Below are 11681 nucleotides of genomic sequence, written 5' to 3'. Positions count from 1 at the left end.
CAACTCATAACCTGTTCGGCCGCACGGTGCGCCCTTCAATCCATCAAAGCCCCGCCAGCACGCGCAGATGCGCCTCCACACTCCGCGCCAGGGCGCTGAGGTCGTAGCCTCCTTCGAGGCAGCTCACGATGCGGCCCTGGGCGTGGCGCTTTGCGACTTCCTTGATGCGTTCGGTGATCCAGGCGTAGTCGTTCTCCACCAGCCCCATCTGGCCCATGTCGTCTTCGCGGTGGGCGTCGAAGCCGGCGCTGATGAAGATCATCTGCGGCCGGTGGGCATCGAGCCGGGGCAGCCACATCATGTCGATCAGCTCCCTCACATCCATGCCCTTGGTGTACGCAGGCACCGGAAGGTTCACCAGGTTGGGTGCGGTCGAGTGGTTCCAGGGTGGGTAGAAGGGGTGCTGGTAGAAGCTGCACATAAGGATGCGCTCGTCGCCCGCAACGATGTCCTCGGTGCCGTTGCCGTGGTGCACGTCGAAGTCGATGATGGCCACGCGCTGCAGGCCGTGGCGCTCCAGGGCGTACTTGGCCGCCACCGCCACGTTGTTGACGAAGCAGAAGCCCATGGCCTGATTGCGCGTGGCGTGGTGACCGGGCGGACGCACAGCACAGAAGGCATTGGCCAGCTCGCCGGCCATGACCGCGTCGGTGGCGTCGATGGCGGCGCCCGCGGCCATCAGGATCGCGTCCCAGCTGTGCACGTTGATCGAGGTGTCGGGGTCGATCTGCGCGTGGTCGGGGCCGCCGGCAGCGATGTCGTCGCGCAGCTGGTCCGACAGGCCCCGCAGCGCTGCCAGGTGCATGCGGCCGTGGGCCAGCTCAAGATCGGCCAGGGCGGCTGCGGTAGCCTCACGTTTGTCCAGGGCAATGTCCAGACCGGAGGCCAGCAAACGGTCCTGGATGGCGTCCAGGCGGGCGGGGCATTCGGGGTGCCCCGGCCCCATCTCGTGCCGCCAGCAGTCCCTGTGGGTGAAATAACCGGTGGCCTGGCTCATCACTTTTTTACGGTAAGGTTCGCGGCATGCAAGCCGACACAAAAATCAGACAGCTTCTGGACCAGCTTAACACGGTCATCGTGGGCAAATCGGCCCAGGTTTCGGACTGTGTGGGCTGTCTTCTGGCCGGTGGACACCTGCTGATCGAGGACGTTCCCGGGGTCGGCAAAACCACCCTCGCCCACGCGCTCTCGCGCTCCTTCGGGCTGCAGTTCGCGCGCGTGCAGTTCACCGCCGACCTGATGCCCAGCGACCTGGTCGGCATCTCGATCTACGAACGCGGCCGTGAGGGTTTCGTGTTCCACCCTGGCCCGGTGTTCGCGCAGGTGCTGCTGGCCGACGAGATCAACCGCGCCAGCCCCAAGACCCAGAGCGCGCTGCTCGAAGCCATGGAAGAAAAGCAGGTCACCGTCGAGGGGCAGACCCGGGCCCTGCCGGTGCCCTTCTTCGTGATCGCCACCCAGAACCCGTTCGACCAGCTCGGCACCTACGCGCTGCCCGAATCGCAGCTGGACCGGTTCCACATGCGCATCTCGCTGGGCTATCCGGACCGCGCCGCCGAGCGCGAACTGCTGCGCGGCGCCGACCGGCGCGAGCTGATCGAACAGCTGCCAGCCGTGCTCTCGCCGGCGGAACTCTCGCGCCTGCAGGCCGAGGTGCTGGCCGTGCATGCGGCCGAGCCAGTGCTGGAGTACCTGCAGGACCTGGTGGCCGCCACGCGCTCGGGCCGCTGGTTCGCCCAGGGCCTCTCGCCCCGGGCCGCACTGGCGGTGGTGCGGGCTGCCAAGGCCCAGGCCTTTCTGCAAGGGCGCAACTACGTGGCCCCGGACGACATCGCCGCCATCCTGCCGCAGACCGCCGCGCACCGGCTGGTGCCGGTCAGTGACGCCGGCCGCGGTGCGATGGAGCAGGTGCGGGCCATGATCGACGCCACGCCCATCCCGTGAGCCCGCTGGCCCCGCTGCACGCCCTGCGCCGACGGCTGCGACAGTGGTTCCATGCGCGGCAGCCGTGCAGCGACACCCTGCTGCTGACGCAGCGCAACGTCTACATCCTGCCCACCCGCGCCGGCTGGATGCTGGCGCTGACCCTGCTCCTGCTGCTGGTGGGCAGCATCAACTACCAGCTGAACCTGGGGTATCTGCTGACCTTCCTGCTGGCTGGCAGTGCGCTGACCGGCATGCACAGCTGCCACGCCAACCTGCGCGGCCTCACCCTGCACCTGAGCCCGCCTGCACCGGTGCACGCTGGCCATGCGGCGGCGCTGGACATCCAGCTGGGCAACGAGCAGGGCAAGGTGCGCCACAGCATCGGCATCGGCGTGATCGGTGAGGCTTCCGCTGGCGACACCCACCTCGCCTGGACCGATGTGCCGGCCCAGGGCAGCACGCGCCTGCAAGTGGCATCGGTGTTTCCCCGGCGAGGCCTGCATGCTCTGGCACCGCTGACCGCTGTCACGCTGTTTCCCATGGGCACCTTCCGCGTCTGGACCGTGTGGCGCCCTGCGGCCCAGGTGCTGGTCTACCCCGCCCCCGAGACCCACCCGCCGCCCCTGCCGCCCGGTGAGGCGCAGCCGGGCTTCGCCGGCAGCGCGAGCGTGCAGACCACGGGTGAATTCGACGGCGTGCGCGCCTACCGGCGGGGTGACCCGCAGAAATCCATCGTCTGGAAGAAGGCGGCGCAGACCTTTGCCGCCGGTCGCGACGACCTGGTCAGCCGGGATGCCCTGTCCACGCAGCGCCAGCAGCTCTGGCTGGACCACACCCGCTGCGGCGCTTCAGACCTGGAATCCCGCCTGTCGCGCCTCACCGCCTGGGTGCTGATGGCCGAGCGTTTGGGGCTGGACTATGGCCTGCGCATTCCCGGCCGCGAACTGCCCCCAGACCAGGGCCCGACCCACCGCGCCCGCTGCCTGGAGGCGCTTGCCCTGTGCTGACCAAGACACAACGCAACAGCGACAAAGGTTTCGCCGCCGGGCCGCCCCAAGGCGAAACGCGCCCCCTCGGGGGGCAGCGACCCGCGCAGCGGTGGAGCGTGGGGGCCTTGCCACGCGACACCCGCGACACCCTGTTCCTGCTGGCCGTCATCGCCTGGGTGGTGATGATGCAGGTGCCGCACATCCCCTGGTGGTGTTCGGCGCTGACGGCGGGTGTTCTGGTCTGGCGCGCATCGCTCACCCTGCGGGGCCGGCCGCTGCCCGGCTGGCGCTGGCGCATCGGCCTGCTGCTGGTCACCCTGGCCGCCACATGGTGGACCCACAAGACCCTGCTCGGCCGCGACGCGGGCGTCACGCTGATCGTCGTGCTGCTGGCGCTCAAGACGCTGGAGTTGCGGGCCCGCCGCGATGCCTTCGTGGTGTTTTTCCTCGGCTTCTTCACGCTGCTGACCCATTTCTTCTATTCCCAGTCGCTGCCCACCGCAGCGGGCATCCTGGTGGCGCTGCTGGGTCTGCTGACCGCCGTCGTCAACGCCCACATGCCGGTGGGGCATCCACCGTTGCGGCAGACCGCCGGCATCGCAGCGCGGCTGGCCCTGCTGGGCGCACCGATCATGGTGGTGGCGTTCATGCTGTTCCCACGCCTCTCGCCGCTGTGGGGCGTGCCGGGCGACGGCATGGACGGACGTTCGGGCCTGTCCGGAAAAATGCGGGTCGGCCAGATCGCCGAACTGGTGCTGGACGACCGCATCGCGCTGCGCGTGCGCTTTGACGGCCCGGTGCCGCCGCAGCGCGAGCTGTATTTCCGCGGACCGGTGCTCACCGATTTTGACGGCGTGGAATGGAAGCCACTGCGCTCGGCCTTTCCACCGCACATGGAGCTGCAGGCCAACCTGGCTTTTGCAGGCGAGCCGATCCGCTACGAAGTCACCATGGAACCGAACCACCGCCCCTGGGTATTCGTGCTCGAAGCCGCCACACAGGCACCCGAGCTGCAGGGCCTCAAGGCATTCATGACACCGGAACTGCAGTGGTTCGTGCGGCGGCCGGTGACGGAGCTGGTGCGCTACCGCGCCGAGAGCCACACCCGCTTCCGCCACGGCCCGCTGGAGCCGTCGCTGGCGCTGCAGGACCAGATCGCGCTGCCCGCCGGCTTCAACCCGCGCACCCTGGCCTTCGCCCAGGAGCTGCGGCGCGAGCACGGGTCGGGGCCGCAGTCCGCTCCGGCGCTGATCGAGGCGGCGCTCAACCGCCTGCGCACCGGCGGCTACACCTACACACTCGACCCCGGTGTCTACGGCCAGCACACCGCCGACGAGTTCTGGTTCGACCGCAAGGAAGGCTTCTGCGAGCACATCGCGTCCAGCTTCGTGATCCTGATGCGCGCGCTTGACATCCCGGCCCGCATCGTCACCGGCTACCAGGGCGGCGAGCTCAATGCCGTCGACGGCTACTGGACTGTGCGCCAGCGAGATGCCCACGCCTGGGCCGAGGTCTGGCTGCAAGGCCAGGGCTGGGTGCGCGTGGACCCCACGAGCGCGGTGTCGCCATCCCGCATCGGGTCGTTCGAGCGATTGGTGGCGCCCCAGGGTGCCATTGGTGCCGCCCTGGGCACGCTGAACCCCACCCTTGCGCAGCAACTGCGCGACGTCTGGGAAGCGGTGAACAACGGCTGGAACCAGTGGGTGCTGAACTATACGCAGGGCAGCCAGCTGGACCTGCTGAAGAACCTGGGCTTCGAGTCGCCGAGCTGGACTGATCTGGCCTATGTGCTGGTCGGCGTGGTCGTGGTGGTCAGCCTCGCGGGCGCCGCCTGGGCCCTGTGGGAACGCCAGCAGCACGACCCCTGGCTGCGCACGCTGGCGCGTGTACGCCGCCGCCTGGCCGCACTGGGCGTCGAAGCCGGCGAGCACGCCACGCCGCGCGAGCTGGCGCGCGTCGCATCCGAGCAGCTTGGTGAGCAGCTATTCACACAGCAGCTGGGCGCCTGGCTGCTGCGCCTCGAAGCGCTGCGCTACGCGCCCCACAGCCCGGATACGCTGACCGCATTGCAGAAACAGTTTCAACAGATGTCCTGGCCCCCACGGCGGGCACCCTCATGAGCCCACGATCCCGACCCGCCCTGGTTCCCGCGCTGCTGTCCCTGTCTCTGACCTGTGCGGCCGCGCAGGTGCAGGCTCAGATACCGGTGGAGACCTCACCCGTCGCACCCACCGTCGTACCGGCCACCGAGCTGCCCCCCGCCCTGCCCCCGGCACCGTTGCTGGACGTGCCGCCGCCAGCGGCGACACCACCAGTTGCACCCCTGCCTGACGCGCCACCGCCAGCCACACCAGAGGCCACGCCGCCGGTGGTGGACATCACCGCGTACGCACAGTCCCCTGTGGCCATGGCGTTCGCCGACGATCTGGCCCAGCGCCGCGGTCTCGACCCGCTATGGGTGCGCGAACAGATCGGCGCCGCCCGCCGCCAACCCACCGTGATCCGGCTGTCGCTGCCCGCGCCGCGCGCCGCGTTCAAGAACTGGGCCGCTTACCGCGCTCGATTCATCGAGCCGGTGCGGCTGCGCGCTGGTCAGCGCTTCTGGGACACCCACCGTGCAGCCCTGGAACGCGCCGAGCGCGAGTTCGGCGTGCCCGCCAGCCTGATTGTCGGCGTGATCGGGGTAGAGACCCTGTATGGCCAGCACACCGGCAATTTCCGCGTGATCGACGCGCTGGCCACACTGGCCTTCGACTTCCCGGCCAGTCACCCGCGCGCCGAGGCCCGTGCCGAGTTCTTCCGCAGCGAGCTGGAACAGTTCCTGAGCCTGGCCCACCGCACCCGCATGGACCCGCAGACCCTGCGCGGCAGCTACGCGGGCGCCATGGGCTGGCCGCAGTTCATGCCCAGCAGCTGGGCGCGCTTCGCGATCGACTTCGATGGCGACAGCAAGATCGACCTGTTCAACAGCCCGGTCGACGCCATCGGCTCGGTGGCCAACTACTTCAAGGCCTACGGCTGGCAGCCCGGCCAGCCGACCCACTACCCGGTGAGCTTCGACCTGAGCAGGCTGGACAAGGATGCCCTGCTCGCGCCCGACATCCTGCCCAGCTTCAGCGCCGAGAGCTTTGGCGCCAAGGGCGCCGTGCTGGACGCCGAGGGGCAGAAGCACATCGGCAAGCTGGCGCTGATCGAGCTGCAGAACGGCGACCCGGCCAATGGCGGGTCGGCCCCCACCTACCTCGCCGGCACCGACAACTTCTACGTGGTCACGCGCTACAACTGGAGCAGCTACTACGCCCTGGCGGTGATCGAGCTGGGCCAGACCATCGAAGCCTTGGTCAACCGCCGACAGTGACTCACCTCCAGGGGCCGATGCGGATGTCCACCGCCATGTCCTCGTCTCCCCCGCCGCGCCGCAGCCCCTTGACCGGCGTGCAGGCGCTGTAGTCGGTGGCGGCCGCCAGGCGGATGTGGCGTTCGTCGGTCGGACAGCGGTGGGTCACGTCCAGGCTGAGCCAGCGGCGCTGCACCGGGTCCACGCACACGTCCACCCAGGCGTGGCTGGCCAGATCGGGCTCGTTGGCGGCGTAGAAATAGCCGCTGACGTAGCGCGCCGGCAGGCCGATGCTGCGGCACACCGCCACCATCACATGCGCCTGGTCCTGGCAAACGCCCAGCTCCCAGTCGAAGGCCTCAAGCGCGGTGGTCTCCACCCCTGTGCTGCCCTTGCGGTACTGCACCTTGTCGGCCACGGCAGCGGCCAGGGCCACGAGGTCGGCGGTGCTCGGCAGTTCGCCCCGCGCACGCGCCGCCACCAGGCCAGGCACCGCCTGCAGGGCCCACATGGCCATGCGCGGGTGCGGCTCGGCCAGCGGGGTGGAGCGCAGGTAGAAGCCCGGCGGCGGCAGGGTTGGTGGATCGGTGAACTCCGCGACCCCATGGGTCACCACCGTGCCCCGGGCGGTGACGCTGTTCTCGCGCAGATTTTTCTCAGGCCGTGCCGAGAGCGAGAAGCTGTGCACGCGGTTGCCCTCAATGTCGGGCTGGCTGCACAGCGTGCTGGGTACGCGCAGCTCCCAGTGCTCGACGCTCTGGCAGGCGCTGCTGACCGGCCACAGGTGCAGCGACTGCACCGTGTGGAGCAGCGGCTGGCTGTAGCGGAAACGGGTGTGGTGGTGGATGACGAGTTTCATGCAGGCTCCGGTTCGCGCCGGGGACCCGCATGGTACCCGTCCGGATCAGTGGCTCGGCACCAGGAAGTCCTGGCTGATGCGGCCACCCAGCTCGTTCACCCGGTCGAGGAACTGCGTGAGGAAGGCGTGCAGGCCGGTCGAGAGGATCTCGTCGATGCGCGCGTACTGCAGGTCGGCCTTGAGCTTGCCGGCGCGGCGCTGCGTTTCGGCCGAGATCTCGTTGGCCACCACGCTCAGGTTGGCCACCACCTCGTTCATGCAGGCGGCCAGGCTGCGCGGCATGTCCGGGCGCAGGATCAGCAGCTCGGCCACACGCTCGGGCGTGATGACGTCGCGGTAGACCTTGCGGTACACCTCGAAGCCGGACACCGAGCGCAGGATCGCACTCCAGTGGTAGAAGTCGTACTCCTGATCCTGCTCGCTGGCGGCACCGAAGAAATCGCTGTGCACCGCATGGAATTTCACGTCCAGCAGTCGCGCGGTGTTGTCGGCCCGCTCCAGGAAGGAGCCCATTCGGTAGAAGTGGAAGGCCTCGTCCTGCAGCATGGTGCCCACCGCCACACCGCGCGAGAGGTGCGAACGGTGCTTGACCCATTCGAAGAAGGCGCCGGGATCGCGCTCGAAATCCCTGGACTTGAGGTAGCCCGCCAGCTTGAGCCAGGTGGCGTTCTGCGTCTCCCACAGCTCGGTGGTCAGCGCGCCACGCACCGCACGGGCGTTCTCGCGCGCCGCGCGCAGGCATGACACGATGGACGACGGGTTGGACTCGTCGCGCACCATGAAGTCCATGACGTTGCGCGGCGTGATGTCCTGCCCGTACTTGGCGGTGTAGCTGGGCATGAGCTCGCTGATGGACAGCAGGCCCTGCCAGCCCACCTGCGCCACCGCAGCGGACTGCGGCAGCAGCGAGGTCTGGTAGTTCACATCGAGCATGCGCGCGGTGTTCTCGGCCCGCTCGGTGTAGCGGGACATCCAGAAGAGGTGGTCGGCGGTACGCGAAAGCATGTCGTGTCTTTCTCAGTTTTCCAGAATCCAGGTGTCCTTGGTGCCACCGCCCTGCGACGAGTTGACCACCAGCGAACCTTCCTTGAGCGCCACGCGTGTGAGCCCGCCCGGCACCATCTGCACCTCCTTGCCCGAGAGCACGAAGGGCCTCAGGTCGATGTGGCGCGGCGCAATGCCACTCTCCACATAGGTCGGGCAGGTCGAAAGGCTGAGCGTGGGCTGCGCGATGTAGCCGTCGGGCTTGGCCTTGACCACGGCGCGGAACTCGTCCACCTCGGCCTTGGTGGACGCCGGACCCACCAGCATGCCGTAACCGCCGGCGCCGTGCACCTCCTTGACGACCAGCTCGGCCATGTTGTCGAGCATGTACTTGAGGTCGTCCGGGTTGCGGCCCATGAAGGTGGGCACGTTGTTGAGGATCGGTTTTTCGCCCAGGTAGAACTCGATCATCTTGGGCACGTAGGGATAGATCGACTTGTCGTCGGCGATACCGGTGCCCACCGCGTTGCAGATGGTCACGTTGCCGCTGCGGTACACGCCCAGCAGACCGGCGCAGCCCAGGGTGGAGGTGGGGCGGAACACCAGCGGGTCGAGGAAGTCGTCGTCCACGCGGCGGTAGATCACGTCCACGCGCTTGGGCCCCTGGGTGGTGCGCATGTAGACGAAGTTGTCCTTGACGAACAGGTCCTGGCCCTCGACCAGCTCCACGCCCATCTGCTGCGCCAGGAAGGCGTGTTCGAAGTAGGCGCTGTTGTACATGCCGGGCGTGAGCACCACCACCGTGGGCTCGGCCGTGGTGGCGGGGCTGACCGCGCGCAGGGTTTCCAGCAGCAGGTCGGGGTAATGCGCCACCGGGGCCACGCGGTTCTGGCCGAACAGCTCGGGGAACAGCCGCATCATCATCTTGCGGTCTTCCAGCATGTAGCTCACGCCGCTGGGCACGCGCAGGTTGTCTTCGAGCACGTAGTACTCACCCTCACCCTGTGCATTCGGCGCGCGCACGATGTCGATGCCTGCAATGTGCGAATAGATCTGGCTGGGCACCTGCACGCCCATCATCTCGGGGCGGAACTGGGCGTTCTGGAAGATCTGGTCGGCGGGGATGTGGCCGGCCTTGATGATTTCCTGGTCGTGGTAGACGTCGTGGATGAAGCGGTTGAGCGCGGTCACGCGCTGCACCAGCCCGGCCTGCATGCTCTTCCATTCGTGCGCGGGAATGATGCGCGGGATCAGGTCGAAGGGGATGAGCCGCTCGGTGCCGGCGCCGTCCTCGTCCTTGGCACCGTACACCGCGAAGGTGATGCCGACGCGGCGGAAGATCATTTCCGCCTCTTCGCGGCGCGATGCCATGACCTCCTCGGGTTGTTGTGCCAGCCACCGTGCGTAGTTCAGGTAGTGGGCCCGGACCTCGCTGGGCGAGGCGTTCATTTCGTCAAACATCGGTCGGCTCATGGGCTTTTTCTCCTGTACCCAGCATAGCAAGGAGCGGGCCAGTGGTCACCCGCCGGGGTCTGCCTCATCGCCATCGTCCGCCACGGGCGCACCCGGATGGTGCCAGTAACGGCGCACGGTGTCCCGGTGGCACTGCACGCTCAAAGGGTCATCGCTGCGCCACAGAGCCGCACCACATTGGGGCGATGCCACCCACCGCATGTTCCGTGCGTTGTACCGGTCCCGCACCACCGGCGACGGATGGCCAAAGCGGTTGCGGTAGCCCGACTGGACCAGCGCCACCGAAGGTCGCAGGGTGTTGAGCAGCACCGGGCTGCTGGACGATGCACTGCCGTGGTGCGGTGCCAGCAGCAGATCGGCCCGCAAATGGGGTTGCGCCAGCGCCAGCCGGGTTTCGCGCTCGGCGTCCAGATCGCCGCTGAGCCAGGCCCAGCGCCGGCCATTGCCCACGCGCAGCACGCAGGACATGGCGTTGCTCGGCAGCCGTCCCTGTCCATCCGGGCCAAAGTGCTCCGGTGTGGGGTGCAGCACTTCAAAGTCCACCCCGTCCCACTGCCAGCGCTGGCCGGCCAGGCAGCGCTCGCCCTCACCGAACGAGGACAGCCAGCGCGCCCGCGGCCAGGCGGCGCGCACCGCGGCCGAGCCGCCCGAGTGGTCGCTGTCGCGGTGGCTCACCACCACCGTGTCGGGTGCTTCGCCCAGGGCGCGCAGCAGCGGCACCACCACCCGGTCGCCGGCATCGCTGCCGGGGCCGTAGCGCGGACCGGTGTCGTAGAGCAGGCTGTGGCCGGCCGTGCGCACCAGCACCGCGCTGCCGTGCCCCACATCGACCGCCAGCACCTCGAACTCGCCGATGTCGGGCCGCTTGGGTGACCAGACCAGCATCGGCGCCAGCAGCACCAGACCAGCCGAGCGCAGCGACCACGGCAGGCGCAACACCAGCAACAGCCCGCAAGCCACACCACACAGCGCCAGTGGCAGCGGCGGGATGGGCCGGAACAGCGTGGCCCAGCGCCAGCCGCCCAGCCATTCCAGACACACCACGAGCCCCTGCACGGCCAGCGCCGCCAGATCCCACAGCGGCGGCACGACCACACCCAGCATGGCCAGAGGTGTGACCACCCCGGTCACCCAGGGAATGGCCAGCAGGTTGGCCACCAGGCCGGCCAGCGAGAGCTGACCGAACAGCAGCACGCCCAGCGGCGCCAGCGCCACCGTGATCACCGCCTGCTCGCGCAGCAGCCGGCGCACCGGCCCCGCCTTCTGCCGCGATCCCGAGGCGAACAGGATGCCCACCGCCACAAAGCTGAGCCAGAACCCCGGCTGCACCAGGGCCCAGGGGTCGAGCGCCAGCACCGCCACCATCGCCAGCAGCCAGACCAGGGGCCAGGGCCACTGGCGCACGCCCTGACGCAGCCCCACCACCAGCGCCAGCATCAGCACCGTGCGCTGCGCCGGCACACCCCAGCCCGAAAACAGGGCATAGGCCGTCGCGGCCGCCACACCACCCCAGGCCGCCGCCCGCGGCGCCGGCACGGCCAGCAGCACGCCCGGCCACACATGGGCCCAGCGCCGCCAGCCCCAGCCGATGCACGCCGTGGCCAGCCATGCAAACACGGTGACATGAAGACCGGAGATGCTCATCAGATGAGCCACACCCGTGTCGCGAAACAAGGTCCAGTCGCTGCGCTGTGGGCTTCAACATTCAACTCGGTGTGAAGCACAAACAGTCGGTTTAGGCGCAGCTTTCAACAATAAGTCGGTAACTGCAGCATTCTCAAGACGAAAAGCAACCACAAACAAGTCGGTGCGCAAGAGAGAGAACGCCTTCAACAGCCATCGCGAAACTCGTATCAACGCAAATATTTCGAGAACAATGAGAAGCGTAGTGATGGCATCAGCAAGCCAGAAAACTCCAGAACGAGCCCTCTCCAACAAATAGTCGCTCCGAGTGCATACCTCATCACAAAGTGTCCGGCTGAGGTCTTCAGACCTCTCGGCATCATCCATACTCGACAGCAAGTACAAATGCCTAGGTTTTAGAAAACGAAGTCGACGACCGGCTTCGTCTGGGCCACTTCCCAGTTCCCCAGCCACATCCAAGGTGCGAATG

At 68.1% G+C, this 11681-nt stretch carries 9 protein-coding genes; 4 read left to right on the top strand and 5 right to left on the bottom strand.

The window, feature by feature from the left end:
* Positions 1-43: 43 nt before the first annotated feature.
* Positions 44-997 (bottom strand): histone deacetylase family protein, encoded by a 954-nt coding sequence (locus HFL01S_RS07980; protein ID WP_066257111.1) that lies wholly within the window; start codon positions 995-997, stop codon positions 44-46.
* Positions 998-1023: 26 nt separating this feature from the next.
* Between HFL01S_RS07980 and HFL01S_RS07975 the strand changes: the two genes are divergently transcribed.
* The 4 genes from HFL01S_RS07975 to mltB all read left to right on the top strand — a co-directional run bounded on the left by HFL01S_RS07975 (position 1024) and on the right by mltB (position 6273).
* Positions 1024-1944 (top strand): AAA family ATPase, encoded by a 921-nt coding sequence (locus HFL01S_RS07975; protein ID WP_066257108.1) that lies wholly within the window; start codon positions 1024-1026, stop codon positions 1942-1944.
* Positions 1941-2933, top strand: coding sequence for a DUF58 domain-containing protein (locus HFL01S_RS07970; RefSeq protein WP_439648599.1), 993 nt, complete (start codon positions 1941-1943; stop codon positions 2931-2933). The genes HFL01S_RS07975 and HFL01S_RS07970 overlap by 4 nt, the downstream gene beginning before the upstream one ends.
* A 164-nt stretch (positions 2934-3097) precedes the next feature.
* Positions 3098-5035 (top strand): transglutaminase TgpA family protein, encoded by a 1938-nt coding sequence (locus HFL01S_RS07965; protein WP_084383160.1) that lies wholly within the window; start codon positions 3098-3100, stop codon positions 5033-5035.
* 131 nt (positions 5036-5166) lie between these two features.
* Entirely contained in the window at positions 5167-6273 is a 1107-nt protein-coding gene (mltB, locus tag HFL01S_RS07960; RefSeq protein WP_439648600.1) for a lytic murein transglycosylase B, read from the top strand.
* Between the two features lies 1 nt (position 6274).
* On the opposite strand, the gene HFL01S_RS07955 is transcribed toward mltB, so the two are convergent.
* From HFL01S_RS07955 to HFL01S_RS07940, 4 genes are read right to left on the bottom strand one after another with little or no spacing between them, the layout of a single operon-like run.
* Positions 6275-7111: a transglutaminase family protein gene (locus tag HFL01S_RS07955; protein WP_066257106.1), complete on the bottom strand. Its 837-nt coding sequence runs from the start codon at positions 7109-7111 to the stop codon at positions 6275-6277.
* Positions 7112-7156: 45 nt separating this feature from the next.
* Positions 7157-8116, bottom strand: a complete 960-nt coding sequence (locus tag HFL01S_RS07950) for an alpha-E domain-containing protein (RefSeq protein WP_066257104.1) — start codon at positions 8114-8116, stop codon at positions 7157-7159.
* A gap of 12 nt (positions 8117-8128) precedes the next feature.
* Positions 8129-9568: a circularly permuted type 2 ATP-grasp protein gene (locus HFL01S_RS07945; protein WP_066257100.1), complete on the bottom strand. Its 1440-nt coding sequence runs from the start codon at positions 9566-9568 to the stop codon at positions 8129-8131.
* 45 nt (positions 9569-9613) lie between these two features.
* A complete protein-coding gene (locus tag HFL01S_RS07940; protein ID WP_369407713.1) occupies positions 9614-11242 on the bottom strand; it encodes a DNA internalization-related competence protein ComEC/Rec2 in 1629 nt (542 codons plus the stop codon).
* Positions 11243-11681: the final 439 nt, after the last annotated feature.

It is taken from the genome of Hydrogenophaga flava NBRC 102514, from assembly GCF_001571145.1.
In the GTDB taxonomy this organism is placed as follows: domain Bacteria; phylum Pseudomonadota; class Gammaproteobacteria; order Burkholderiales; family Burkholderiaceae_C; genus Hydrogenophaga; species Hydrogenophaga flava.
Note: the sequence above shows the minus strand (reverse complement) of the source record. Positions and strands in the feature narration are given on the sequence as shown.

Bases quoted from the DNA above. Each gene is read 5' to 3' on its own strand.
- HFL01S_RS07980 (WP_066257111.1), bottom strand. From the start codon at position 997: ATGAGCCAGGCCACCGGTTATTTCACCCACAGGGACTGCTGGCGGCAC.
- HFL01S_RS07975 (WP_066257108.1), top strand. From the start codon at position 1,024: ATGCAAGCCGACACAAAAATCAGACAGCTTCTGGACCAGCTTAACACG.
- HFL01S_RS07965 (WP_084383160.1), top strand. From the start codon at position 3,098: ATGATGCAGGTGCCGCACATCCCCTGGTGGTGTTCGGCGCTGACGGCG.
- HFL01S_RS07955 (WP_066257106.1), bottom strand. From the start codon at position 7,111: ATGAAACTCGTCATCCACCACCACACCCGTTTCCGCTACAGCCAGCCG.
- HFL01S_RS07950 (WP_066257104.1), bottom strand. From the start codon at position 8,116: ATGCTTTCGCGTACCGCCGACCACCTCTTCTGGATGTCCCGCTACACC.
- HFL01S_RS07945 (WP_066257100.1), bottom strand. From the start codon at position 9,568: ATGAGCCGACCGATGTTTGACGAAATGAACGCCTCGCCCAGCGAGGTC.